This is a genomic window from Pseudomonas sp. SORGH_AS_0211, assembly GCF_031453455.1.
Taxonomy (GTDB): Bacteria; Pseudomonadota; Gammaproteobacteria; order Pseudomonadales; family Pseudomonadaceae; genus Chryseomonas; species Chryseomonas aestiva.
This window is the reverse complement of the sequence record NZ_JAVIZV010000001.1, coordinates 836,518-860,819: the sequence shown is the minus strand read 5'-3', so window position 1 is coordinate 860,819 and position 24,302 is coordinate 836,518. Positions and strand designations below refer to the sequence as shown.

Sequence of the window (24,302 nt, the reverse complement as noted above, 5' to 3'; positions counted from 1 at the left end):
GGTTGGGGTGAGGGCGCCCTCGTCACGAAGTCCCAGCGGAAAAGGCTGCGCCGTTTTCCACGCTACGGCGCTGTAGGTAGGTGTTCCATAGCTGGAATTCCTGCCAAGCCAAACACGCTACAGCGGTGTCACCGTCACCTCGACCACCGGATCGTGGTCGCCGCCGCCGAGGATCACCCCGCGCAGCGGCGAGACGTCGGTGAAGTCGCGGCCCCAGGCCAGGGTGATGTGTTCCAGGTCCGGCAGGACGTCGTTGGTGGGATCGAAGTCGACCCAGCCCAACCGCGGGCAATGCACGCTGACCCAGGCGTGGGAAGCATCGGCGCCGATCAGCCGCGGCTTGCCGGGTGGCGGACGGGTCAGCAGGTAGCCACTGACATAGCGCGCCACCAGCCCCAGGGCGCGCAGGCAGGCCAGCATCAGGTGGGCGAAGTCCTGGCAGACGCCATGGCGGTGCTCCAGCACCTCGCGCAGCGGCGTCGCCACCTGGGTGGCGGTGGAGTCGAAGCGGAATTCGCGGTGGATCTTTTCCATCAGCGCGCTACAGCCCGACAATAGGGGCCGACCCGGTGGAAAACAGTCCTCGGCGAAACGGGCGAAGATGCCGTCCAGCGGCACTGCCGGGGATTCGAAGCGGAAGTGATGGACGTCCAGCGACACCCGGGCGGCGGGATAGCGTAGGCCGTCACGGACCCCCTCCCAGGCGGGCGAATCCGCCAGCCTGAGATCGGCGCGGGAATCCACCTCCACCTCCAGCTCGGTACCGACATAGAGTTCGTCGTGGGGCCGCTCGAAGGACAATCGCGTCAGCGGATTGCCGAAGGCGTCCCAGGCGTCCTGGCGCTGGGTCGGCTGCGGCAGGATCACCAATTGCCGGGACAGGCAGCGCTGCCAGCCACAGTCGCGCGGCAACAGATGCAGCAACTGCTGCGACAGCGACACCGGCGCCGCGTAGCGATAATGGGTGTCGTGCTGGATGCGATAGCGGACCCGATTCATCACATGGATACCGTGCGCTGACTGACGGCGTCGACATGGGCGAAGCAGCGATAGATGACCCGTTCGGACAGCTGGCTGCTGGCCTCGGCGATCTGTCGCAGCAGGCGCGCCACGCCTTGCTGCACCTCGACCCGACCGGCATCGCCGAACAGGGTGCTCTCCAGGGTCGCGAGGTCGAAGCGGCGCAGGCGATCGAAGGCGTCGTGCAGTGCCGGATCGCGGGGCAGGCCGTAGTAACGTTCCAGGTGCTCCACGGCGTTGATCAGCGCATGCAGCTGGAAGCGGATCGAATAGGGGTTGTGCTCGTGCAGCATGAGCAGGTCCAGCACCGGGATCAGCTGGGGCGCCGCCTGGTAGCGCGAACGATAGGTGATGATGCTGTTGCCCAACTCCAGCAGCCATTCCAGGCCGGCCGCGTCCCAGGTGGCCCCGCCTTCGAGAAAGTGCGCCAGGCTGCCGGCGAGGAATTGCACCCGCTCGATGCGCCGGCCGATCATCAGGAAGCGCCAGCTCTCGTCGTGGGTCATGTCGTCGAAGGTGAAGCCGGCCACCGCCGCCAGCGCCATCACCAGGCGGTTGAGACTCTGCAGCGCCTCACCCGGCTCGCTGCCGACCTGGCCCAGGCCATGGGCCTCGCGCTCCACCTCGCGAATGGCGCGCCAGTTCTCCGGCGACAGCCGTCCACGCACCTGGGCCGCGGCCCAGTGCAGCCGCTGCAGATTGGCGCCCAGGCCGCTGGGAAAGTCACCCGGCCCCAAGGCCGCACGCAGTTGCTCCGCCAGCCGGTCGCCCGCCGGCAGCAATTCCAGGGCCGTGGCCAGATCGATGGCCGACTGCACCGCCGGCCCGCCGTCGTCGGCGTCGAGGTAGCGACTCAGGACGATTCGCAGCAGGCGCGCGGCATCTTCGCAGCGCTCGCTGTAGCGACCGTACCAGAACAGATTCTCGGCCGTGCGCGAGGGCAGGAAGGGGTCCTTGCGCACCAGGTCGCGCACCCCCAGCACCCGCGCCCCGGGCACCTCGGCGGCGCCGCGGCTGCCGCCCAGCACCCAGGTGTCCTTGCTCGACCCGCCGCGCTGCATGGACACCACCGCGGCGCCCTCGTGGGCGACCCGGGTCAGGCCGCCGGGCATCACCCAGTAGCCGTCTTCGCTGGCCACCGCATAGACGCGCATGCCGATGGCGCGCGACTGCAGACTGCCGCCCTGCCAGACCGGCGCCTGGGACAGCCGGATGCGCTCCTGGGCCACATAGGCATGGGGCGTGGCCAGGATGCGCGCGCGCAATTCGGCCAGTCCCTCGGCATCCAGCGCCTTGCCGAACACCGGCTCGAAGCCCTGGGCCGGATAGGCCGGCTTGATCACCAGCTCCGCCAGCCGCGCCAGGGCCGCTTCCCGCACCGGCGTCTCGCCGCACCACCAGGTGGCGACGGAGGGCAGCGCCAGGGTCTCGCCCAGCAGCGCCTGGCAGACGCCGGGCAGAAAGCCCAGCAGACCGGGCGACTCCAGCAGGCCGCTGCCCAGGGCATTGGCCATGATGACGTTGCCCTGGCGCACCGCTTCCAGCAGGCCGGGTACGCCCAGCGCCGAATCGGTACGCAATTCCAGCGGATCGCAGAAGTCGTCGTCCAGCCGGCGGAACACCGCGTGGACGCGCCTCAGCCCGCTCAGGGTCTTCAGGTAGAGGCAGGCGTCGCGCACCGTGAGGTCCTGGCCTTCCACCAGCGGAAAGCCCAGTTGCCGGGCCTGGTAGAGGTGCTCGAAGTAGGTCTCGTTGTAGCGTCCCGGCGTCAGCAGCACCGCCAGCGGTGCCTCCTCGCCGGTGTCCAGGCCGGTGCTCAGGGTACGCTGCAGGGCCTGGAAGTAGCCATTGAGTGGCTGGACCTGCAGATCGCGGTGCAACTCGGGAAAGGCCCGCGCCACGATGTGGCGGTTCTCCAGGGCATAGCCGGCGCCGGAGGGCGCCTGGGTGCGATCGGCCAGCACCCACCAGCGGCCATCGGGCGCGCGCGCCAGATCCACCGCATAGACGTGCAGCCAGGTATCGCCCGGCGGGCGCAACCCCTGGCAGGCCCAGAGAAAGTTGTTGTGACCGAACACCAGCTCCGGCGGCAGCAGCCGCTCGTGCAGCAGGCGCTGCTCGCCATAGAGATCGCCCAGTACCCGGTTCAGCAGGCGGGCCCGCTGCGCCACGCCCGCCGCCAGGGGTGCCCACTCCTCAGCCGAGATCAGTTGCGGCAGCAGGTCCAGCGCCCAGGGCCGGTCGCTGCCCTTGGGATCGGCATAGACGTTGTAGGTCACGCCGTTTTCCTGGATCTGCCGGGCGATCAACGCCTGGCGCTGATCGAGCTGCGCGGGTCGCAGTCCGGCCAGATGGCCGTAGAAGCGGCGCCAGGGCGGCCGCACGCCACCCCGCGGACTCCAGAGTTCGTGGTAGCTGCCGGTCATGTCACTGGCATTGCGGGAAGCGTTCGGGGGCATGGTCGGAAGACGGCTGACAGGGTACGCGAGCAGGTTCGGAGAGGTCGCCTCGACGGGCACGCCAGAACGTACGCGCCGGTCGCGACCGGTAACCTAGGGTAGTGATGTGCGTCGGGATGCGCCACCGCTAACGCTGGCCGCCGCTGCCTGTGGCGCGCCACCCGGTGCGGGAGCCGATCCCAGAGCCCTCGCCGGCCGTCCCAGGCGACGAACAACCCGGAACTCCAGGGTCGAGCCGCTCTACTAATCCGCTAGCAAGACGCCGGCGCTCCGCCGGCGTCCGACGCGGCCGCTCTCGCCAGGTATCAGCCCCATGCGCAATTTTCTCGGAAGCTACAGCTCGAATCGTCAGCAGCGCAATGCCCTGCGCGCCCTGCCCGTCCAGCGCAAGGTCGCCAACTGCACCTGCGGCCAGTCCATCTTCTTTCCTAACAGCGAGTGCCTGGCCTGCGGCAACGCCTTGGGCTACGCCCCGGACCAGGGCACGCCGACGGCGCTGCTGCCAGGCGAAGGCGGCCTCTGGCAACTGCCCGAGGCGACCAGCGCACTCTATCGCCGCTGCGCCAACCTGGACATGCCCGCCGCCTGCAACTGGCTGGTACCGGCCGACTCGGGAGAAAACTTCTGCGTGGCCTGCCAGCTCAATCACACCATCCCGGACCTGTCCTTCGAGGGCAACGGCGAGCGCTGGCGCAAGCTGGAGCTGGCCAAGCGGCAACTGGTCGCCCAGTTGCTGGGCCTGGGGCTGCAGGTGATCCCCCAGACCGTGGATGCCGAGCACGGACTCGCCTTCGACTTCCTCGCCCCCGATGCCACCGGCACCCCCACCACCGGGCACGCCAATGGCCTCATCACCCTGAACATCCTCGAAGCGGACGATGCCCACCGGGAAAAGGTCCGTGCCGACATGCACGAACCCTATCGCACCCTGCTCGGGCACTTCCGCCACGAGGTCGGGCACTACTACTTCGATCGCCTGGTCGCCGGCACCGATTGGGAAGCCCCCTTCCGCGCCCTGTTCGGTGACGAACGCGCCGACTATGGCCAGGCCCTCCAGCGCCACTACGAGCAGGGCGCACCGACAGGCTGGGAAAGCCAGTACGTCAGCGCCTACGCCACCATGCATCCCTGGGAGGACTGGGCGGAGACCTGGGCGCACTACCTGCACATGATGGACACCCTGGCCACCGCCGCCAGCCTGGGCATGAACGCCGGCAGCCTGCACCTGGACTTCCAGCCTTTCACCCGCGAGGCGCTGTACGAGGCCGAGGATCGCAGCGACGACGAATTCCTCGGTTTCGCCAATGCCTGGATCGAATTGGCGGCCATGCTCAACGAGCTGTCCCGCAGCATGGGCCAGCCGGACTTCTATCCCTTCGCCCTGCCCGCCCCGGTGATCGCCAAGCTGCACTTCATCCACAAGGTCATCCACTCGGCCCAGCCCAGCGTGCTGGAACAGGGCCTGGCCGCGGACGACACCACGGCGGGTGCCACCCTGGGCGCTACCCTCTGACCGGGGTCCTGCTCAACCGAGCAGGACGATGCCCCAGACCACGGCGATGATGATCATGGCCACGAACTGCGCAGCGCTGCCCAGATCCTTGGCGTTCTTCGACAGTTCGTGCCAGTCCAGGGAAATGCGGTCCACCACCGCCTCGATGGCGGCGTTGAACAGTTCGACCACCAGCGACAGCAGGCAGACCGCCACCAGCAGCGCCCGCTCGCCGCGACTGACGTCCAGCCAGAAGGCCAGGGGCACCAGCACCACATTGAGCATCACCAGCGAACGAAAGGCCGCTTCCTGGCGAAAGGCCGTGCGCAGGCCGGCCAGGGAATAGCCGGTGGCGTTGATGACACGGCGCAGACCGGTCTTGCCTTTGTAGGGAGAGATCACCGAAAGCTCCATCCAGCAGGGGCGAACCGCCGATCCGGGTGGACGGCAGCTGCCAGAAAGTGAAAGTCGACGGTCGCGCCCGGCGCGGGCGCCGACAGCGCCGGGGTCAGCTGGAGGTGCTCTCCAGTTGCTGCAGCAGCAGCGCCGCCTGGGTGCGGGTGCGGACGCCGAGCTTGCGGAAGATGGCCGTGGCATGGGCCTTGACCGTGGCCTCGGAAACATTGAGCTCGAAGGCAATCTGCTTGTTGAGCAGGCCTTCGCAGAGCATGGTCAGCACCCGGAATTGCTGTGGGGTGAGACTGGCGAGTCCGGCGCTGGCGGCCTTGGCTTCCTCGCTCAGGGCGGCGGCGCCTTCCACCTGGGGCGGCCACCAGGTATCGCCATCCAGCACCTGACTGACCGCCTGCTGCAGGGTGCTCAGATCGCTGGACTTGGGAATGAAGCCACTGGCGCCGAATTCCCGGGCACGCTGCACCACCGCCGGTTCTTCCTGAGCCGAGATCATCACCACCGGCACCTGGGGGAACTGACCCCGCAGGAGGACCAGGCCGGAAAAGCCATAGGCGCCGGGCATGTTGAGATCGAGCAGGACCAGATCCCAGTCGGTGCGCTCGGTCAGGCAGGCCTGGAGCTCGGCGATGTCGGCCACCTCGGTGAGCCGTGCCTGGGCGCCCAGGCCCAGGGTCAGGGCCTGCTGCAGCGCGCTGCGAAACAGCGGATGATCGTCGGCGATCAGTATCTGGTAGGCAGCCGCCATGGTGTAGCTTTCCTTGTTGTCGTGAGCGCCCACGTCGACCAGTTAGCTGGCGCGCGGGCTGCACGCAAGCATGCCGAACGGCGCGGACGGGGGCAAGGCCGGGCGGACCGCCGACGGTAGGCAAGGCCCTGCGGTTTGCGGCACAGTTGCCGTTTTGCCCAAGAGACGTCCCATGCCCAGCGCCGTCCTGCGTGCCGATCTGCTCATGCTGCTCACCGCCCTCATCTGGGGCAGCGCCTTCGTCGCCCAGACCGGCGGCATGGAGCACATCGGCCCCTTTCTCTATACCGGCCTGAGATTCGCCCTGGGCGCCCTCACCCTGCTGCCGCTGCTGTTGTTCCTGCGCCGCCGCGGCCGCCAGCAGCGCCTGACCCGCGACACCTTCAAGGGCGGCCTGCTGATGGGCCTGGTGCTGACCCTGGGCATCAACCTGCAGCAGGTCGGCCTGCTGTTCACCAGCGTGACCAATTCCGGCTTCATCACCGGTCTCTATGTCATCGTGGTGCCGCTGCTGGGGCTGCTGCTCGGCCAGCGCAGCCACCTGGGCACCTGGATCGGCGCCAGCCTGGCGGTGGTCGGCATGGGGCTGCTGAGCATCGGCGACAACTTCCACGTGGCCTCGGGCGATCTGCTGCAACTGGCCGGCGCCCTGGCCTGGGGGATTCATGTCCTGCTGGTGGGTCACTATTCCAGTCGCCACGACGCCACGGTGCTGTCGATCCTGCAATTCGGCGTCTGCGCCGTGCTCAGCCTGGCGCTGGCGCTGGCCTTCGAGCCGATCCAGTCGACCGGGATCGTCCTGGCCCTGCCCGAGCTGCTCTATGGCGGCGTGATCGCCGCCGGCATCGGCTACACCCTGCAGGTATTCGCCCAGCGCGGCGCCATCGCCTCCCATGCGGCGGTGATCTTTTCCCTGGAGGCGGTGTTCGCCGCCTTCTTCGGTGCCTGGCTGCTGGGCGAGGCCCTCAGCGGGCGCGGCTACCTGGGTTGCGGCCTGATGTTCGCCGGCATGCTCGCGGCCCAGCTCTGGCCGCGCCAGGCGCCGGTGGAGATCAAGCCGGTCAACTAACCCCGCAGGGCCTTGAGTTGCAGGCTGGCCGGGCTGTCCGCCGCCAGCGGCAGGTGATGCTTGGCATCCAGGTAGCGTTCGCTGAAGACATCCAGATAGGCCTCCAGCAATCGACCGGCCGGTGCCTCGCCGGCCAGCTCCAGGCACAGGGCGGCGACCTCGGCGGTGCACAGGTGCTCGCCCCGGGTGGAGCGCCGCAGGCGATAGCGCGACAGGGCATTGGGCTGGAAGCTCAGCACTGGCAGGCGGTCCAGATAGGGACTCTTGCGAAACATCTTGCGCGCCTCGGTCCAGGTGGCATCCAGCAGCACGAACAGCGGACGCTGACCGGGTGCCAGCGGCAGGCTCTCGACCACCCGCTCGGGCGCGGCGTACTCGCCGGGAAACACCAGCAGCGGTTGCCATTCCGGCTGCGCGAGCAGTGCCGGCAGCGCTGGATCCACCGCCGTGCGACTCCAGCCGAAGGCATGGGTATCGGCCACCACGTCGGCGATCAGCCAACCGGTGTTGCTCGGCTTAAGCGGCTCGACGTCGTGCATCAGCAGGCACATGCCGGCGTGGGTCTGGCGCAGGGGACGCAGGTTGCAGAGGCAGTGGCTGGGTGCCAGGCGGCAATTCGGGCAGCGCGCCATGCGCGAGCCACGGGCGATGAAGGGCTTGATGCTGCGCGCCAGGCGCTCCTGGCGCAGACGGGCCACGGCATGCAGAGGGGTGTCACTGATCGTGGTCATGCCGGGCTCGCGGGCAAAAGCGCAGTTTACCAGAGCGATCGGGATGCCCGTGGCGGCCAGGCAGGTTACCCTGCGCAGACGCCTTGCGAACCCCCGCCCGCGACCACGGTCGAAACGGGCTCCTCTACGCTGGAGAACACGATGCCTCGTTTTGCTTTGCTCGCCCTGACCCTCGCCCTGCCCTTCACCGTCCAGGCGGCCGAGTCGCTCAAGGACCACGAGCTCAATCAGATGCTGCGCAAGGTCGCCACCGAGAGCAGCCAGGGCACGCCCCGCGCCATCAACGAAGACATCCTCGACCGCGGCTACACCGTGCAGGGCAAGCAGCTGATCAACAACCTCAGCGTCCGCCCGGCCCATGCCGCCCGCATGCGCGAGAATCCGGCCACGGTGCGGGTGCAGCTCGCCGAGAGCGTCTGCCAGAACAACGGCTATCGCCAGTTGCTGGCCCGCGGCGCCACCCTGGTCTATGACTTCACCGAATACCAGACCAACAAGCCGGTCATGGTCGAGCGCTTCCAGGCGGCCGACTGCGGCCTGGGCAAGTAAGCGGAGACCGCGGCCATGACCGAGGACAGCGACGACAGCTACCTGGCCCGCCACGTGGAGCCCAGCGCCGCCGACCTCGGTCAGCGCATCGACGAATTGCTGGAGCACGCCCTGCCGGGCGGCAGCCCCAACCTGGGCCTCTATCGCGAAATGCTGGTGACGGTGGTGCGCATGGCGCAGACCAATCCGGCACGCTGGGACGCCAAGATCATGCTGCAGACCCTCAAGGAGCTGGAGCAGGCCTTCCGCACCCTGGAGCGCTTCCGCCGGCGGCGCAAGGTCACGGTGTTCGGCTCGGCGCGGACCCGCATCGATCATGGCCTCTATGCCCTCGCCCGCGAACTGGGGAGCGCCCTGGCCCGTCGCGACATGATGGTCATCACCGGCGGCGGCGCCGGCATCATGGGCGCGGCCCACGAGGGCGCCGGGCCCGAGGCCAGCCTGGGCTTCAACATCACCCTGCCCTTCGAACAGCGGGCCAATCCGACCATCGAGGGCACGGATCACCTGCTGTCCTTCCACTTCTTCTATGTACGCAAGCTGTTCTTTCTCAAGGAGGCGGATGCCCTGGTGCTCTGCCCCGGCGGCTTCGGCACCCTGGACGAGACCTTCGAGGTGCTCACCCTCATCCAGACCGGCAAGAGTCCGCTGGTACCGCTGGTGTTGCTCGACACCCCCGATGGCCACTTCTGGGACGACACCCTGGCCTATCTGCAGCGCAATCTGCTGGAGGAAGGCTACATCCTGCCCGCCGATCTCAAGCTGGTCAGGCTGGTACGTTCACCGGAAGCCGCTGCCGCCGAGATCGAGCACTTCTACGGCAACTACCACTCCACCCGCCGACGTGATGGCCTGTTCCATATCCGCCTCAAGCACGCCATTACACCGGCCTGCCTTGAACACCTGGCCACGGCTTTCGGCGACCTCTGCCGTACCCCGGGCTTTACCCAACTGGCCCCGGGCGAAGGCCAACCCGACGAAGCGGAATTCGCCCACCTGACGCGCCTCGCCTTCGACTTCCACGGCCGCCACTATGGCCGCCTGCGCGAACTGGTGGACGAGCTCAATCGGCCGGAGCATTGGGCATCCACCTAGGTTGGCGCACCAGACCCCGGCTGCCCTTGTAGGTCGTGTTGAGCGCAGCGACGCCCAACGCTCCCCGTCACCGGACCTGATGTTGGGCTTCGACGATGGGCTGTCTCAACCCAACCTACGCTGGCTGCTCTCAGGTTGGGTTGAGCGCAGCGAAGCCCGACGTTCCCCGGCACCGGACCTGATGTTGGGCTTCGACGATGGGGCCGTCTCAACCCAACCTACCCCAGCTGCTCTCGTAGGTTGGGTTGAGCGCAGCGAAGCCCAACGTTTTCCGGCACCGGACCTGATGTTGGGCTTCGACGATGGGGCCGTCTCAACCCAACCTACCCCAGCTGCTTTCGTAGGTTGGGTTGAGCGCAGCGAAGCCCGACGTTCCCCGGCACTGGACCTGATGTTGGGCTTCGACGAGGGGGCCGTCTCAACCCAACCTACCCCAGCTGCTCTCGTAGGTTGGGTTGAGCGCAGCGAAGCCCAACAGCACAAGCCACAAGCCACAAGCCACTACCGCCGGCTCAGCACCCGGTTGATCCCGTCCATGGCATAGCCCCGGTAGGCCAGGAAACGCCCCTGCTTGGCGCGCTCCTTGGCGTCGGCCGGTGGCGTGCCGAACTTCCGGCGCCATACCTCTTCCAGCTGCGCCTGCCAGTCCACATCCGCTTCGCGCAGGGCCATCTCCACCTGCTCTCTTTTCAGGCCACGCTGGCCCAGTTCCTCGCGGATGCGCATGGGCCCGTAACCGGAACGGGCACGGCTGGCGATGTAGCTCTCCAGATAGCGGCTTTCGTCGAGCAGGCCATCCTCGGCCAGGCGATCCAGCACCGGACCGAGCAGCTCCTCCTCGGCCCCGCGCCGACGCAGCTTGCGCGACAGCTCTTCACGGCCATGCTCGCGACGCGCCAGCAGATCCATGGCGGCGAAACGGATGGCAGCGGTGGTATCCAGCGGATTGCCCAAGGGTGATCCTCCTCATGCGAAAACCCCCGCACGGGGCGGGGGTCGTCTGGAGCACTGGCAGGCGATCAAAGATCGACGTCAGCGCCTTCTTCAACAGCCACTTCGGCCTTCTGATTGGTCGGCTGGCTCAGCAGCTTCTCGCGGATCGCCTTGTCGACGGCGCCCTTGATCTCGGGATTGTCTTCGAGGAACTTGGCAGCGTTACCCTTGCCCTGGCCGATCTTGCTGCCCTGGTAGCTGTACCAGGCACCCGACTTCTCGATCAGACCCAGCTGCACGCCCAGATCGATGATCTCGCCGTTCAGGTAGATACCCTTGCCATAGAGGATCTGGAACTCGGCCTGGCGGAACGGCGGTGCCACCTTGTTCTTGACCACCTTGACGCGGGTTTCGCTGCCGATCACCTCGTCGCCTTCCTTCACCGCGCCGATGCGACGGATGTCCAGACGGACCGACGAATAGAACTTCAGGGCGTTACCGCCGGTGGTGGTCTCGGGGTTGCCGAACATCACGCCGATCTTCATGCGGATCTGGTTGATGAAGATGACCAGGCAGTTGGCGTTCTTGATGTTGCCGGTGATCTTGCGCAGCGCCTGGGACATCAGGCGCGCCTGCAGACCCACGTGCATGTCACCCATCTCGCCTTCGATCTCGGCCTTCGGCACCAGGGCGGCCACGGAGTCGACGATGATGACGTCGACCGCATTGGAGCGCACCAGCATGTCGGTGATTTCCAAGGCCTGCTCGCCGGTATCCGGCTGGGACACCAGCAGGTCGTCGACATTGACGCCCAGCTTGCCGGCGTAGTCCGGATCCAGCGCGTGCTCGGCGTCGACGAAGGCGCAGGTGGCGCCCTGCTTCTGAGCCTGGGCGATGACCGACAGGGTCAGGGTGGTCTTGCCCGAAGACTCGGGACCGTAGATTTCGACGATCCGGCCCTTGGGCAGACCACCGATGCCGAGGGCGATGTCCAGGCCCAGGGAACCGGTGGAGATCGCCGGAATGGCCTGGCGCTCGTGATCGCCCATGCGCATCACGGTGCCCTTGCCGAATTGCTTTTCAATCTGTCCCAAGGCCGCGGCCAGGGCACGCTTTTTGTTGTCGTCCATTAGATTCCTCTCGGAGAAAGAAGGGCCAGACGGCCGTGGATACCTGTATAAGTGAACAGTATTAAACCATAGTCGCCCTCCGGTTGCTACACCTGAGGGCCTTTTTCCTTGGCCAGAAAGGTCAATAAAACCTGCAGCGCGCGGACCTGGGTCTGCTGGCGAACGGCAGCGCGATCGCCGGCAAAGACCTGCCGTTCGGTGTGCAACTTTTCGCCGTCGCGCCAGGCCAGCCAGACGGTACCGACCGGCTTGCCCGGCACCGCGCCACCCGGCCCGGCGATACCGCTCACCGCGACCGCGAAGCGCGCACCGGCGCGCTGCTGCGCACCCAGCGCCATGGCCGTGACCACCTCTTCGCTGACCGCGCCGACCTGATCGAACAGGACCTCGGGCACGTCCAGCTGCAGGGTCTTCTGGCGATTGGAATAGGTGACGAAGCCGGCCTCGAACCAGGCCGAACTGCCGGCAACGCGGGTGATCGCCTCGGCGATGCCGCCACCGGTGCAGGATTCGGCGGTGGTGACCTGGGCGCCAGCGGCCTGTAGTGCCTCACCCAGCTGCCGGGCGAGACTGTCGAGGGAGTCCATCGAGACCTTCCTGTGCAAAGGGGAACATAAAAGGTGACCGCGGCAAGCGCCTGCCTGCGGCGACCACTGGTCGGCCTGCACCTTAGACCGGCTTGCCGGCCCGCGTGGGAAAAGATTTACTGAAACCGGTTTCAGGCACCTACAAAATCCTAACAGCGGTACGCCATGAACGATGTCTTTCTCCCCGGTCCGCGCGCCACCCGTGCGACCATCGCCGAAGTGGCCACTGCCGCCGGCGTGTCCAAGGCCAGCGTGTCCCGCTATATCAGTGGCGATCGCCGCCTGCTGTCCGACTCCCTGGCCGCGCGCATCGAGCAGGCCGTGGTCGCCCTCGACTTCCAGCCCAACCAGATGGCCCGTGGCCTCAAGCGCGGTCGCAGCCGCCTGATCGGCATGCTGGTGGCCGATCTGCTCAATCCCTATTCCACCGCGGTGATGCATGGCGTGGAAACCGCCTGCCGCCAGCAGGGCTATTCGCTGCTGATCTGCAACACCGACCAGGACGCTCGCCAGGAGCGCCAGCAACTGGCCGCGCTGCAGTCCTACAGCATCGAAGGCCTGATCGTGAACACCTTTGGCCAGCACGCCGCCGACCTGCACCACCTGGGCAGTCGCCTGCCGCTGGTGCTGCTGGATCGCGAACTGCCGGGCGTCGAGGCCGATCTGGTCGGCCTCGACAACCACCAGGCCATCGCCGACGGCGTGGCCCACCTGCAGCGTCAGGGGTATCGCGACCTGCTGCTGGTCAGCGAACCCCTGGACGGCACCAGCTCCCGCCGCGAGCGGCTGACGGCCTTCGACGCGGCCCTGGCCGAATACCCCGGCGGTCGTGGCGGGCATTGCGCCCAGGCCGACGATGCCCTGGCGCTGCAGCGGGCGCTGGCCACCTTTCTCGCCAGCCCCGGGCCCGGTCCCAAGGCGCTGCTCACCGCCAATGGCGTGGCGACCCTGGCGACGACCCTGGCGCTGCAGGCCCTGGGCGAGCCCCTGTTCGAGCGCCTCGGCCTGCTGGCCCTCGACGACCTCGACTGGTTTCCCTTGGTGGGTGGCGGCATCAGCGCCCTCGCCCAGCCGACCCATGCCCTGGGCATAGCCGCCTTCGAGCGGTTGCAGCGGCGTATTGACGGGGATCGCAGCGCACCGGTGCAGCAGACCTTCGGCGCGGAACTGCGCATCCGTCAGTCGACTCGCGTCCGAACCTAGCGGCACCTTTCGCCCTTTTGCTCGTCTTTTGTTGAAACCGGTTTCAGGAGAACAACAATGCCACTGGAGATCGCCATCACCACCTCGGCCTTTGGCGCCGACGGGGTCCGTACCCAGGGTCAGGCCGCCTGGCTCGACCTGATCGCCGCCGCGGGCGCCACCCATGTGGAAATCCGCGCCGAACTCTTCACCGATGCGCCCGATTTCGCCGCCCTGGGCGCCGCCATCCAGGCGGCTGGTCTGGGCTGTGTCTACTCGGTCCCCCTCGAACTCTGGCCCGAAGCCGGCGCGGCCCTCTCGCCGCGTCTGCCCTCGGCCCTCGCCGAGGCCCGCCTGCTGGGCGCCGATACGCTCAAGGTGTCGCTCGGGCACTACCGTACGGCGATCGATCTGGCGCCGCTCGCCAGCCTGCTGACCGGCGACGGTCCGCAGCTGCTGGTGGAAAACGACCAGACCGCCCAGGGCGGGCGGGTCGAGCCGCTGCGCGCCTTCATCCAGGCGGTCCGGGCAATCCAGCTGCCGGTAGGTCTGACCTTCGACGTCGGCAACTGGCGCTGGCAGGACGAAGATCCCTTGCAGGCCGCTCGCCTGCTCGGCCCCGACGTCCGCTACCTGCATTGCAAGGCCGTGCGCCGGCGGGCCGGTGGCCTGCACGCCGTGCCGCCGGAAGCCGCCGACCTGCTGGCCTGGCAAGGCCTGCTGGCGCACTTCCCCAGCGCCCTGCGCCGCGCCATCGAATTTCCGCTGATGGGAACGGATCTGCTGGCCGAGACCCGCCGCCAGGTAGCGGCGCTGCGCACCCTGGATGGGCAGGCCCGGGAGGAGCGCCGCCATGGCTGACATCGACATCCTCGCCTTTGGCGAAACCATGACCATGTTCGTCGCCGAGACGCCGGGCGAGCTGGCCACGGTTGGCCAGTTCGGCAAACGCATCGCCGGCGCCGACAACAACGTGGCCATCGGCCTGAGTCGCCTGGGTTTCAAGGTCGCCTGGCTGTCGCGAGTGGGCGATGACTCCTTTGGCCGCTTCGTGCGCGCCAGTCTCGAAGCCGAAGGGCTGGACTGCCACCGGCTCACCGTCGATCCCCGGCACCCTACCGGCTTCCAGCTCAAGTCTCGCGCCACCGATGGCAGCGATCCGGTGGTCGAGTACTTCCGCCGCGGTTCGGCGGCCAGCCACCTCAACATCGAGGAAGACTTCGACCCCAGTCTCCTGCAGGCCCGTCATCTGCACGCCACCGGTATTCCACCCGCGCTGTCGTCCAGCGCCCGCGCCTTCAGCCGCCATCTACTGGAAGCCATGCGCGACGCCGGCCGCAGCATCTCCTTCGATCCCAATCTGCGACCTTCGCTGTGGGACAGCGAAGACCGGATGCGCCGCGAGCTCAATGACCTCGCCGCCCTGGCCGACTGGGTGCTGCCCGGCCTGGCCGAGGGTCGCCTGCTGACCGGCTACGACACCCCGGCGGACATCGCCGCCTTCTACCTCGACCGCGGCGCCAAGGCCGTGGCCATCAAGCTCGGCCCCGAGGGCGGCTACTGGCGCACGCCCGAGGCCGAGGGCGAGATCCCCGGCGTACCGGTGGCCGAGGTGGTCGACACCGTCGGTGCCGGCGATGGCTTCGCCACCGGCTTCGTCAGCGCCCTGCTCGACGGCCTCGATGTCGCCGCGGCCGTCGCCCGTGGCAACTGGATCGGCGCCCGCGCCGTACAGGTGGTCGGCGACATGGAAGGATTGCCCTACCGCCACGAACTCCCCTGATCGACGCCAACCCCCTGACAAGAACAATCAAGCAGGTGACCCCATGAACGCTTCTTCTCTCGCTCCACGCCGCTGGTGGTATCTGATGCCGGTGGTCTTCATCACCTACAGCCTGGCCTATCTCGACCGGGCCAACTACGGCTTCGCCGCCGCCTCCGGCATGGCCGACGACCTGGGCATCACCCCGGCGATGTCTTCGCTGCTCGGTGCGCTGTTCTTTCTCGGCTACTTCTTCTTCCAGGTGCCCGGCGCCATCTACGCCGAGAAGCGCAGCGTCAAGCGGCTGATCTTCTGGAGCCTGATCGCCTGGGGTGGCCTGGCCACCCTCACCGGCTTGGTGCCCAACGTCACCCTGCTCATCGCCATCCGCTTCCTGCTCGGAGTAGTCGAGGCGGCGGTGATGCCGGCGATGCTGGTCTATCTCTGCCACTGGTTCACCAAGCGCGAGCGTTCGCGGGCCAACACCTTCCTGATCCTTGGCAATCCGGTGACCATCCTCTGGATGTCGGTGGTCTCGGGCTATCTGATCCACGCCCTGGACTGGCGCTGGATGTTCATCATCGAAGGTCTGCCGGCGGTGATCTGGGCCTTTATCTGGTGGCGTCTGGCCGCCGAGCGACCCAAGGATGCCAAGTGGCTCGCCGCTGACGAAAAGGCGCGCCTGGAGGAGGCGCTGAAGGCCGAGCAACAGGGCATGAAGCCGGTCAAGAACTACGCCGAAGCCTTCCGCTCGCCCAAGGTCATCCTGCTGTCGCTGCAGTACTTCTGCTGGAGCATCGGCGTCTATGGCTTCGTCATCTGGCTGCCGTCGATCCTGCGCCAGGGCGCCCACCTGGACATCGTCCAGGCCGGCTGGCTGTCTTCGCTGCCCTACCTGGCTGCCGTACTGGCCATGCTCGGGGTGTCCTGGGCCTCGGACCGCATGCAGAATCGCAAGCTGTTCGTCTGGCCGCCACTGTTGATCGCCGCCCTGGCCTTCCTCGGCTCCTTTGCCCTCGGCACCCAGCACTTCTGGTGGTCCTATGCCCTGCTGGTGGTCGCCGGTGCCTGCATGTACGCGCCCTACGGCCCCTTCTTCGCCATCGTTCCGGAGATCCTGCCCGGCAACGTCGCCGGCGGCGCCATGGCACTGATCAACAGCATGGGCGCCCTGGGCTCCTTTGCCGGTTCCTACCTGGTGGGCTATCTCAATGGCGTGACCGGCGGTCCCGGTGCGTCCTTCGGCTTCATGGGCGGCGCCCTGCTGGTGGCCGTGGTCCTGACCCTGCTGTTGCGCCAGGAACCGGTCACCCGCGCCGCGGCGCTCAAGACCGCCACCAGTCACTAGAGGAAACGCTGTCCATGAAAAAGAAGGTGATCCACTACAAGGCCCTGTCGCCGGCGCTGACCGCGCGACTGGAAGAAGCCTTCGACCTGGAATACGTCGATGTCAAGGCGCCGGGCGGCGAAGCCCGGCTGCGCGAACGCCTGCCCGAGGCCCAGGGCCTGCTCGGTTCCAGTTTCAAGCTGACGCCCGAATTGCTGGACCTGGCCCCCCGGCTGGAGGCCATCGCCAGCGTCTCGGTCGGCTTCGACAGCTATGACCTGTCCTATCTGGAACAGCGCGGCATCCTGCTCTGCAACACCCCGGATGTGCTCACCGAAAGCGTCGCCGATGCCGCCTTCGCCCTGCTGCTCGCCACCGCGCGGCGCATCGTCGAACTGGCGGACTGGGTCCGCGCCGGCCAGTGGCAGGCCAGTCTGGGCGAGGCGCATTTCGGTTGCGACGTCCATGGCAAGACCCTGGGCCTGGTGGGCATGGGCCGCATCGGCCAGGCCATCGCCCGCCGCGCCTACCTAGGCTTTGGCATGCAGGTCAACTACACCGCCCACGCCGCCAAGCCCGAGGTGGACGAGCGCTTCGGCGCCCGCTTCCTGCCGCTGCCCGAGCTGCTGGCGGAGTGCGACTTCCTCTGCGTCACCGTGCCCCTGAGCGACGAGACCCATCACCTGCTGGGCGCCGCCGAACTGGCCCGGTTGCCGGCCCATGCCATCCTGATCAATGTCTCGCGTGGCCCGGTCATCGACGAAGCCGCCCTGATCGCCGCCTTGCAGGAAGGCCGGCTGCGGGGCGCCGGACTGGACGTCTTCGATCGCGAACCCGTGGCGCCGGATTCGCCCCTGTTGCAGCTGCCCAACGTGGTGCCGACACCACACCTGGGCTCGGCGACCCGCGAGACGCGCGAGGCCATGGCCCGCTGCGCGGTGGACAACCTGCTGGCCGCCCTGGGCGGTCGGCGTCCGGCGAATCTGGTCAATCCGCAGGTCTGGACACGGCGTGAGTGAGCCTTGGGCGTCGTTTGTGGTCAGACAAGTATCATCCCAACGGAGAATGCCCCATGACCGCCTTCGACGATCCCCAAGCCTTCGTCAACCGTGTACGCGAGCAGGCCGCCGATGCCGAGCGCAGCGGCGACATCCCGCGTCTGCTGCAACTGGTCAATGAACTGGCGACCGCCTTCGAACGCCAGGCGCGCAGCACGGCGGCGGACAACGCCGGCGTGGTACGCGCCGTCGAGGAATTCGAGCGGCACGAGGGCACCTGATCCGGCCTGCCGGTCGTGAACCCTTTCGGTAACGTCAAGGACCAGCGCCCCGAGGTCTAGCGCCAGTGCCCATTGCCACCCACACCCTGCTCGGCCGGCTGCTCAAGCTGGCCCCGCGGGACGCCCCGGCGCCCCTGCGCTATCTGGGCGCTACCCTGCTGATCGCCATCGCGGCCGGAATCCGGCTGAGCCTGGGCATCGATAGCCTGCCCTATCTGCTGTTCATTCCCTTCATCATGGCCGGGGCCTTCTGGTTCGGCCTGGGTCCCGGCATCTTCGCCACCCTGTTGTCGGTGCTGCTGGCCGAGACCCTCTTCGTCAAGGCGCCGGCCTATTTCGCGCTATTTTCCGAGCGCTGGGTGTCCCACGCGCTGTTCGTGCTGGTCAACGTCATCATGGCGCTGGTCTGCGCCGCCCAGCGCCGCAGCCTCGAGTCCCTCTATCGCTTCGCCGGCAATCTCGGCGAAGAGGTGACCCTGCGTACCCGTCAGCGCGACCTGATCTGGCAGGCCAGCCCCGACCTGCTCTGCACGGCGAGCCTGGAAGGCCAGTTGCTGGACCTCAATCCCGCCTGGACCAGCACCCTGGGCTGGAGCGTCGAGCAGTTGCACCACGAGCCCTTCATGGCCTTCGTGCACGTCGAGGATCGCGCCCGCACCGAGGCAGCGCTGGAGCGCCTCAAGCTCGGTGAACCGGTATTCGGCTTCGAAAATCGCTATCGGCATCGCGCAGGTGGCTATCGCTGGCTGTCATGGAACGCGGTGCTGCAGGACGGCCTCATCTACGCCGCCGTGCGTGAGGTCACGGCCATCCGCGAGCAACAGGAAGCCCTGCGCCAGACCGAGGAACAGCTGCGCCAGAGCCAGAAGATGGAAGCCGTAGGTCAGCTGACCGGGGGCATCGCCCATGACTTCAACAATCTGCTGACTGGCGTGATCGGCAGCCTGGACATGCTCAGTCTGAGACTCGAACAGGGTCGTTTCACCGATCTCGAACGCTATGCCAGTGGCGCCAAGGGGGCCGCCGAGCGCGCGGCGGCCCTGACCCACCGCCTGCTCGCCTTTTCCCGTCGCCAGGCGCTGGACCCCTCGGCTACCCAGACCAATACGCTGGTGCTGGGCATGGAAGAACTCATCCGCCGCTCGGTCGGCCCCCAGGTCGAGATCCATATCGAACTGGCCGAGACGCTGAATCTCACCCTCTGCGATCCCCACCAGCTGGAGAACGCCCTGCTCAACCTGTGCATCAACGCCAGGGATGCCATGCCCGAAGGCGGAATGTTGCGCATCGTCACCGCCAATCGCCGGCTCAACGAGGCCCAGGCCGCGGCGCTGGAGTTGCCGGCTGGCGACTACGTGACCCTGGCGGTGCTCGACACCGGCGCCGGGATGCCCCCCGCAGTGCTGGCACGGGCCTTCGATCCCTTCTTCACCACCAAGCCGGTGGGCATGGGCACCGGCCTCGGCCTGTCGATGATCTATGGCTTCGCCAAGCAGTCCGGCGGCGTCGCCCACATCGCCTCGGCACCCGGCCGGGGCACTACGGTGACACTCTATCTGCCGCGCCTGGTGGAATCCTCCGCGTCGTCGGTGGAGACGCCACAGGCTCCGTCGTCGCGCTACCCGGATGGCATGACGGTCCTGGTGGTGGACGACGAACCCCTGGTGCGCATGCTGGTGGACGAAGCCCTGCGCGAACATCGCATCCATACCCTGGAAGCGACCGATGCCGCCGCTGCGCTGCAGGTACTGGAATCAGATACGCCACTGGATCTGCTGATCGCCGATGTCGGCCTGCCGGGCGGCCTGAGTGGCTGCCAGCTCGCCGCCCTGGCCCGGGAACGCCGTCCGGGCCTGATGACGCTGCTGATCACCGGCTATGCCGAGGCCGACCTGCCTGGGGAGTCCTTGCCTGCTCCGGACGTCGGGGTACTGGCCAAGCCCTTCACCCTGGAAAGGCTGATGGCGCGCATCGACCAGCTGCTGGCTGCCCGCGAACGGGGGCCGCAGGCCTGATACCGCTGCCCTGAGCCGAGCGGGGCCGACAAACGCCGCCAGTTGGTGGACAATACGCGGCTATCCACAGGCAACCGGATCGAAACACCCGCATGAGCGATCTCTCCGCGCACACGCCCATGATGCAGCAGTATCTCAGGATCAAGCATCAGCACCCCGAACAGCTGCTGTTCTATCGCATGGGCGATTTCTACGAGCTGTTCTATGACGACGCCCGGCGTGCCGCCAAGTTGCTCGACATCACCCTGACCGCCCGCGGCGCCTCGGCCGGCAAGTCCATCCCCATGGCCGGCATTCCCTTCCATTCCGCCGAAGGCTACCTGGCCAAGCTGGTCAAGCTCGGCGAATCCGTGGTGATCTGCGAGCAGATCGGCGACCCCGCCACCAGCAAGGGCCCGGTGGAACGCCAGGTGGTGCGCATCATCACCCCCGGCACCGTCAGTGACGAAGCGCTGCTGGACGAGCGCCGCGACAACCTGCTGACCGCCGTGCTGGGCGACGAGCGCCTGTTCGGCCTGGCCGTGCTGGACATCGCCAGCGGCCGCTTCACCGTGCAGGAACTGGCCGGCTGGGAGACCTTGCTGGCCGAGCTGGATCGTCTCAACCCCGCGGAACTGCTGATCCCCGACGACTGGCCCGCCGGCCTGCCCGCCGAGAAGCGTCGCGGCGTACGCCGCCGGGCGCCCTGGGACTTCGACTGCGACTCGGCGCTCAAGAGTCTCTGCCAGCAATTCGGTACCGGCGACCTCAAGGGCTTCGGCTGCGACAAGCTGGGCCTGGCCATCGGCGCCGCCGGCTGCCTGCTTACCTATGCCAAGGAGACCCAGCGCACCGCCCTGCCGCACCTGCGCAGCCTCAGGCACGAGCGCCTGGACGACACCGTCATCCTCGACGGGGCCAGCCGCCGCAACCTGGAGCTGGACGTCAACCTGGCCGGCGGCCGCGACAACACCCTGCAGTCGGTGGTGGACCGCTGCCAGACCGCCATGGGCAGTCGTCTGCTGACCCGCTGGCTGAATCGCCCGCTGCGCAATCGCGCCATCATCGAGGCCCGCCAGGACGCCATCACCTGCCTGCTGGAGGGCTATCGCTTCGAGACGCTGCAGCCGCAGCTCAAGGATATCGGCGACCTGGAACGCATCCTCGCCCGTATCGGCCTGCGCAACGCCCGCCCGCGCGACCTCGCGCGCCTGAGAGACGCCCTGGCCGCGCTGCCGGCGCTGCAGGACGGGCTGACGCAGATGATCGCCCCGCACCTGCTCGACCTGGCCAGGAGCATCCAGACCTATCCGGAACTGGCCACCACCCTGGCCCGCGCCATCATCGACAATCCGCCGGCGGTGATCCGCGACGGCGGCGTCATCAAGCGCGGCTACGACAGCGAGCTGGACGAGCTGCAGACCCTGAGCGAGAACGCCGGCCAGTTCCTCATGGACCTGGAGGCCCGGGAAAAGGCCCGCACCGGCCTGCAAGGGCTCAAGGTCGGCTACAACCGCGTCCACGGCTATTTCATCGAGATCCCCAGCCGCCAGGCCGAGTCGGCACCGGCCGACTATATCCGCCGCCAGACCCTCAAGGGCGCCGAGCGCTTCATCACCCCGGAGCTCAAGGCCTTCGAAGACAAGGCGCTGTCGGCCCAGAGTCGCGCCCTGGCGCGGGAAAAGGCCCTCTACGAAGCGCTGCTGGAAGAACTGATCGGTCACCTGGCGCCGCTGCAGGACAGCGCCGCGGCCCTGGCCGAGCTGGACGTCCTGGCCAATTTCGCCGAGCGCGCCCTCAACCTGGACCTGAACAAGCCGCGCTTCGTCGCGGAGCCCTGCCTGAAGATCGGCCAGGGACGTCATCCGGTGGTGGAGCAGGTGCTGGAAACGCCCTTCGTCGCCAACGACGTTACCCTCGACAACGACACCCGCATGCTGGTGATCACCGGTCCGAACATGGGCGGCAAGTCCACCTACATGCGCCAGACCGCGCTGATCGTGCTGCTGGCCCATGTCGGCAGCTTCGTCCCGGCGGCGAGTTGCGAATTGTCGCTGGTGGATCGCATCTTCACCCGCATCGGCTCCAGCGACGACCTGGCCGGTGGCCGCTCCACCTTCATGGTGGAGATGAGCGAGACCGCCAATATCCTGCACAACGCCAGCGAACACAGCCTGGTGCTGATGGACGAGGTCGGCCGCGGCACCAGTACCTTCGACGGCCTGTCCCTGGCCTGGGCCGCCGCCGAGCAACTGGCGCGCCTGCGCGCCTGGACGCTGTTCGCCACCCACTACTTCGAGCTGACCGTGCTACCGGAAGGCCAGCCAAGCGTGGCCAACGTCCACCTCAACGCCACCGAGCACAACGACCGCATCGTCTTCCTGCACCATGTGCTGCCCGGCCCGGCCAGCCAGAGCTACGGCCTGGCCGTGGCCCAACTGGCTGGGGTGCCGGAGGATGTCATCCTGCGCGCACGCGAACACCTCGCCCGCCTGGAGGCGGCCAGTTTCAACGGTGAGGTGGGTGTACCACTGCCGGTGAGCGCGCCGGCCAAGGGCCGCCCCTTGCAGGCCGATCTGTTCGCCAGCGCTAGCCATCCTCTTATCGAGGAACTGGAACGCCTGCAGCCGGACGACATCACACCCAGACGGGCCCTGGAGCTTATCTACGAATGGAAAAAGCGTATCTGAGTTAACGGATACGAGGGTTCCGGCAATGCTGCTAGAATCCGCCGCCTTAGCCTGAGGAGAACGAGCAGATGACCTTCGTCGTCACTGACAACTGCATCAAATGCAAATATACCGACTGCGTGGAAGTCTGCCCGGTGGACTGCTTCTACGAGGGTCCCAACTTCCTGGTGATTCACCCGGACGAGTGCATCGATTGCGCCCTGTGCGAACCCGAGTGCCCGGCCCAGGCGATCTTCTCGGAAGACGAGGTACCGGCCGGCCAGGAAGCCTTCATCGAACTCAACAGTGAGCTGGCCAACATCTGGCCGAACATCACCGAGAAGAAGGAAGCCCTGCCCGACGCGGCCGAATGGGATGGCAAGACCGGCAAGCTCGCCCAGCTCGAACGCTAGGCCGCGCCTGGAAAATCCAGGCCATAAAAAAAGGGGGCGGATCGCTCCGCCCCCTTCGTCCCTGTCCCTGTAATCCTGTCACCGTCCTGGTGAACCTCGTCCTGAGGTGTTCCCGATCCGCTTCCTGCCGATCCGTGTCGTCCCAGACACAGCGCCGATAGTACGCTTCTCCCGAAGGCTGGCAATCTGCCACAATCCGTCACGGCGAACTCGCTCAACACCCCCTTCGAAACAAGAAAACTTTACACATCAAGCACTTGGCTCTTAGTCGGGTTGCTCAAGCGGTGCTTTCCGGCAGCCTGAAGCGATGCATGCTTACGCCGACTGTAAGCCGTGGCTTACAACAACACGCAGAAAAAAGCCCGGATAAATCCGGGCTCCGTTTGGCTGACATTCAGCTAGGCATGTTCAGAACAGCGAGTCACTGGACAGGCCATTGCGCTCGAAGATCTCGCGCAACCGCTTCAGCGCCTCGACCTGGATCTGCCGGACCCGCTCGCGGGTGAGCCCTATCTCCTGCCCGACCTCTTCCAGGGTGCAGGCTTCATGACCACGCAGGCCGAAGCGACGCACGACCACCTCGCGCTGCTTTTCCGGCAGCTCCAGCAGCCACTGGTCGATGCTCTGGTTGAGATCCGAATCCTGCAGCAATTCGCAGGGATCGGTGGGGCGGTCGTCGGTCAGGGTATCGAGCAGGGTCTTGTCGGAATCGGGGCCGAGGACCATGTCCACCGAGCTGATCCGCTCGTTGAGGCCCATCACCCGCTTGACGTCTGCCACCGGCTTTTCCAGCAGGGCCGCGATTTCCTCGGGTGAAGGCTCGTGGTCGAGCTTCTGGGTCAGTTCGCGCGCAGCGCGCAGGTGCAGGTTGAGTTCCTTGACCACATGGATCGGCAGGCGAATGGTGCGGGTCTGATTCATGATCGCCCGCTCGATGGTCTGCCGGATCCACCAGGTGGCATAGGTGGAGAATCTGAAACCTCGCTCGGGATCGAATTTCTCCACGGCGCGAATCAGGCCGAGATTGCCCTCCTCGATCAGATCGAGCAGCGACAGCCCGCGGTTGATATAGCGCCGGGCGATCTTCACCACCAGGCGCAGGTTGCTTTCGATCATGCGCTTGCGACCGGCGGGATCGCCGCGCTGGGCAAGACGGGCGAAATGCACTTCCTCCGCCGGTGACAGCAGCGGCGAAAAGCCGATTTCGTTGAGATAGAGCTGAGTGGCGTCGAGCGCTCGGCCGTAGTCGGCCAGCTTCGCCCCCCGCAAGACCTGGTTGCCGCGCCCGGAGAGCGCCTTAGTCATGGCTGAATCGGCGGATTCCTCACCGAAGGGATTGGAATCTAGAAGCAGGACATCATCGCCGAGGTCGTACCCGGTTTCTTGTTTGTTCTGGATCATCTTGAGTAACCCTTGCTCGTCTGCGCTTCGAGCCAGGGCGTATCGATACGT

General features: G+C 67.0%; 22 protein-coding genes. 13 read left to right on the top strand and 9 right to left on the bottom strand.

Annotated features, from left to right (window positions below; translation table 11 throughout):
* Positions 1–117: 117 nt before the first annotated feature.
* Both QE393_RS03895 and QE393_RS03890 read right to left on the bottom strand, forming a co-directional pair.
* A complete protein-coding gene (locus tag QE393_RS03895) occupies positions 118–999 on the bottom strand; it encodes a transglutaminase family protein (protein WP_310042194.1) in 882 nt (293 codons plus the stop codon).
* Positions 999–3,479 carry a circularly permuted type 2 ATP-grasp protein gene (locus QE393_RS03890; protein ID WP_310042192.1) on the bottom strand — a complete coding sequence of 827 codons (2,481 nt, stop codon included), beginning with the start codon at positions 3,477–3,479 and terminating at the stop codon, positions 999–1,001. Before QE393_RS03890 ends, QE393_RS03895 begins: the two co-directional genes overlap by 1 nt.
* A gap of 313 nt (positions 3,480–3,792) precedes the next feature.
* Between QE393_RS03890 and QE393_RS03885 the strand changes: the two genes are divergently transcribed.
* A complete protein-coding gene (locus QE393_RS03885) occupies positions 3,793–4,992 on the top strand; it encodes a putative zinc-binding peptidase (protein ID WP_310042190.1) in 1,200 nt (399 codons plus the stop codon).
* 12 nt (positions 4,993–5,004) lie between these two features.
* Here QE393_RS03885 and QE393_RS03880 read toward each other — a convergent pair whose 3' ends face one another.
* Both QE393_RS03880 and erdR read right to left on the bottom strand, forming a co-directional pair.
* Complete coding sequence (locus QE393_RS03880; RefSeq protein WP_178083871.1) at positions 5,005–5,385, bottom strand: diacylglycerol kinase; 381 nt, start codon at positions 5,383–5,385, stop codon at positions 5,005–5,007.
* A gap of 94 nt (positions 5,386–5,479) precedes the next feature.
* Entirely contained in the window at positions 5,480–6,130 is a 651-nt protein-coding gene (erdR, locus tag QE393_RS03875) for a response regulator transcription factor ErdR (protein ID WP_310042187.1), read from the bottom strand.
* Between the two features lie 172 nt (positions 6,131–6,302).
* Here erdR and QE393_RS03870 point away from each other — a divergent pair, with 172 nt between their 5' ends.
* Positions 6,303–7,199, top strand: a complete 897-nt coding sequence (locus QE393_RS03870) for a DMT family transporter (RefSeq protein ID WP_310042185.1) — start codon at positions 6,303–6,305, stop codon at positions 7,197–7,199.
* Here the strand turns inward: QE393_RS03870 and QE393_RS03865 are convergent.
* Positions 7,196–7,930 carry a tRNA-uridine aminocarboxypropyltransferase gene (locus tag QE393_RS03865; protein ID WP_310042182.1) on the bottom strand — a complete coding sequence of 245 codons (735 nt, stop codon included), beginning with the start codon at positions 7,928–7,930 and terminating at the stop codon, positions 7,196–7,198. The genes QE393_RS03870 and QE393_RS03865 overlap by 4 nt on opposite strands.
* 141 nt (positions 7,931–8,071) lie before the next feature.
* On the opposite strand from QE393_RS03865, the gene QE393_RS03860 reads away from it, so the two are divergent.
* Both QE393_RS03860 and QE393_RS03855 read left to right on the top strand, forming a co-directional pair.
* On the top strand, positions 8,072–8,479 hold the full coding sequence (locus tag QE393_RS03860) for a quorum-sensing-regulated virulence factor family protein (protein WP_027597050.1): 408 nt from the start codon (positions 8,072–8,074) through the stop codon (positions 8,477–8,479).
* 15 nt (positions 8,480–8,494) lie between these two features.
* On the top strand, positions 8,495–9,574 hold the full coding sequence (locus QE393_RS03855; RefSeq protein ID WP_273808835.1) for a TIGR00730 family Rossman fold protein: 1,080 nt from the start codon (positions 8,495–8,497) through the stop codon (positions 9,572–9,574).
* A gap of 501 nt (positions 9,575–10,075) precedes the next feature.
* On the opposite strand, the gene recX is transcribed toward QE393_RS03855, so the two are convergent.
* The 3 genes from recX to QE393_RS03840 form a co-directional block, all read right to left on the bottom strand.
* Positions 10,076–10,528, bottom strand: coding sequence for a recombination regulator RecX (gene recX / locus QE393_RS03850; protein ID WP_158895966.1), 453 nt, complete (start codon positions 10,526–10,528; stop codon positions 10,076–10,078).
* A gap of 65 nt (positions 10,529–10,593) precedes the next feature.
* Positions 10,594–11,637: a recombinase RecA gene (gene recA, locus QE393_RS03845; protein WP_273808834.1), complete on the bottom strand. Its 1,044-nt coding sequence runs from the start codon at positions 11,635–11,637 to the stop codon at positions 10,594–10,596.
* An 86-nt stretch (positions 11,638–11,723) separates the two neighbouring features.
* A complete protein-coding gene (locus QE393_RS03840; protein ID WP_273808833.1) occupies positions 11,724–12,224 on the bottom strand; it encodes a CinA family protein in 501 nt (166 codons plus the stop codon).
* A gap of 165 nt (positions 12,225–12,389) precedes the next feature.
* On the opposite strand from QE393_RS03840, the gene QE393_RS03835 reads away from it, so the two are divergent.
* From QE393_RS03835 to fdxA, 9 genes are all read left to right on the top strand, one after another.
* On the top strand, positions 12,390–13,427 hold the full coding sequence (locus tag QE393_RS03835) for a LacI family DNA-binding transcriptional regulator (RefSeq protein ID WP_273808832.1): 1,038 nt from the start codon (positions 12,390–12,392) through the stop codon (positions 13,425–13,427).
* Between the two features lie 57 nt (positions 13,428–13,484).
* The gene (locus QE393_RS03830; protein WP_273808831.1) at positions 13,485–14,267 is read left to right on the top strand and encodes a sugar phosphate isomerase/epimerase; all 783 of its coding nucleotides are present in this window, start codon (positions 13,485–13,487) and stop codon (positions 14,265–14,267) included.
* Positions 14,260–15,189: a sugar kinase gene (locus QE393_RS03825; RefSeq protein WP_273808830.1), complete on the top strand. Its 930-nt coding sequence runs from the start codon at positions 14,260–14,262 to the stop codon at positions 15,187–15,189. Before QE393_RS03830 ends, QE393_RS03825 begins: the two co-directional genes overlap by 8 nt.
* 43 nt (positions 15,190–15,232) lie before the next feature.
* Positions 15,233–16,516, top strand: coding sequence for an MFS transporter (locus QE393_RS03820; protein ID WP_273808829.1), 1,284 nt, complete (start codon positions 15,233–15,235; stop codon positions 16,514–16,516).
* A 14-nt stretch (positions 16,517–16,530) separates the two neighbouring features.
* Positions 16,531–17,514 carry an NAD(P)-dependent oxidoreductase gene (locus tag QE393_RS03815; RefSeq protein ID WP_273808828.1) on the top strand — a complete coding sequence of 328 codons (984 nt, stop codon included), beginning with the start codon at positions 16,531–16,533 and terminating at the stop codon, positions 17,512–17,514.
* A gap of 53 nt (positions 17,515–17,567) precedes the next feature.
* Complete coding sequence (locus QE393_RS03810; protein WP_158895980.1) at positions 17,568–17,774, top strand: hypothetical protein; 207 nt, start codon at positions 17,568–17,570, stop codon at positions 17,772–17,774.
* Between the two features lie 65 nt (positions 17,775–17,839).
* Positions 17,840–19,789, top strand: a complete 1,950-nt coding sequence (locus tag QE393_RS03805) for an ATP-binding protein (protein WP_310042177.1) — start codon at positions 17,840–17,842, stop codon at positions 19,787–19,789.
* 92 nt (positions 19,790–19,881) lie between these two features.
* Positions 19,882–22,458 carry a DNA mismatch repair protein MutS gene (gene mutS, locus QE393_RS03800; protein ID WP_310042175.1) on the top strand — a complete coding sequence of 859 codons (2,577 nt, stop codon included), beginning with the start codon at positions 19,882–19,884 and terminating at the stop codon, positions 22,456–22,458.
* Between the two features lie 68 nt (positions 22,459–22,526).
* Positions 22,527–22,850 carry a ferredoxin FdxA gene (fdxA, locus tag QE393_RS03795; protein WP_059314069.1) on the top strand — a complete coding sequence of 108 codons (324 nt, stop codon included), beginning with the start codon at positions 22,527–22,529 and terminating at the stop codon, positions 22,848–22,850.
* A gap of 408 nt (positions 22,851–23,258) precedes the next feature.
* Here fdxA and rpoS read toward each other — a convergent pair whose 3' ends face one another.
* Positions 23,259–24,251, bottom strand: a complete 993-nt coding sequence (rpoS, locus tag QE393_RS03790; protein ID WP_273808751.1) for an RNA polymerase sigma factor RpoS — start codon at positions 24,249–24,251, stop codon at positions 23,259–23,261.
* Between the last annotated feature and the right edge of the window lie 51 nt (positions 24,252–24,302).

Bases quoted from the DNA above. Each gene is read 5' to 3' on its own strand.
- QE393_RS03895 (WP_310042194.1), bottom strand. From the start codon at position 999: ATGAATCGGGTCCGCTATCGCATCCAGCACGACACCCATTATCGCTAC.
- QE393_RS03890 (WP_310042192.1), bottom strand. From the start codon at position 3,479: ATGCCCCCGAACGCTTCCCGCAATGCCAGTGACATGACCGGCAGCTAC.
- QE393_RS03885 (WP_310042190.1), top strand. From the start codon at position 3,793: ATGCGCAATTTTCTCGGAAGCTACAGCTCGAATCGTCAGCAGCGCAAT.
- QE393_RS03880 (WP_178083871.1), bottom strand. From the start codon at position 5,385: ATGGAGCTTTCGGTGATCTCTCCCTACAAAGGCAAGACCGGTCTGCGC.
- erdR (WP_310042187.1), bottom strand. From the start codon at position 6,130: ATGGCGGCTGCCTACCAGATACTGATCGCCGACGATCATCCGCTGTTT.
- QE393_RS03870 (WP_310042185.1), top strand. From the start codon at position 6,303: ATGCCCAGCGCCGTCCTGCGTGCCGATCTGCTCATGCTGCTCACCGCC.
- QE393_RS03865 (WP_310042182.1), bottom strand. From the start codon at position 7,930: ATGACCACGATCAGTGACACCCCTCTGCATGCCGTGGCCCGTCTGCGC.
- QE393_RS03860 (WP_027597050.1), top strand. From the start codon at position 8,072: ATGCCTCGTTTTGCTTTGCTCGCCCTGACCCTCGCCCTGCCCTTCACC.
- QE393_RS03855 (WP_273808835.1), top strand. From the start codon at position 8,495: ATGACCGAGGACAGCGACGACAGCTACCTGGCCCGCCACGTGGAGCCC.
- recA (WP_273808834.1), bottom strand. From the start codon at position 11,637: ATGGACGACAACAAAAAGCGTGCCCTGGCCGCGGCCTTGGGACAGATT.
- QE393_RS03840 (WP_273808833.1), bottom strand. From the start codon at position 12,224: ATGGACTCCCTCGACAGTCTCGCCCGGCAGCTGGGTGAGGCACTACAG.
- QE393_RS03835 (WP_273808832.1), top strand. From the start codon at position 12,390: ATGAACGATGTCTTTCTCCCCGGTCCGCGCGCCACCCGTGCGACCATC.
- QE393_RS03830 (WP_273808831.1), top strand. From the start codon at position 13,485: ATGCCACTGGAGATCGCCATCACCACCTCGGCCTTTGGCGCCGACGGG.
- QE393_RS03825 (WP_273808830.1), top strand. From the start codon at position 14,260: ATGGCTGACATCGACATCCTCGCCTTTGGCGAAACCATGACCATGTTC.
- QE393_RS03820 (WP_273808829.1), top strand. From the start codon at position 15,233: ATGAACGCTTCTTCTCTCGCTCCACGCCGCTGGTGGTATCTGATGCCG.
- QE393_RS03815 (WP_273808828.1), top strand. From the start codon at position 16,531: ATGAAAAAGAAGGTGATCCACTACAAGGCCCTGTCGCCGGCGCTGACC.
- QE393_RS03810 (WP_158895980.1), top strand. From the start codon at position 17,568: ATGACCGCCTTCGACGATCCCCAAGCCTTCGTCAACCGTGTACGCGAG.
- mutS (WP_310042175.1), top strand. From the start codon at position 19,882: ATGAGCGATCTCTCCGCGCACACGCCCATGATGCAGCAGTATCTCAGG.
- fdxA (WP_059314069.1), top strand. From the start codon at position 22,527: ATGACCTTCGTCGTCACTGACAACTGCATCAAATGCAAATATACCGAC.
- rpoS (WP_273808751.1), bottom strand. From the start codon at position 24,251: ATGATCCAGAACAAACAAGAAACCGGGTACGACCTCGGCGATGATGTC.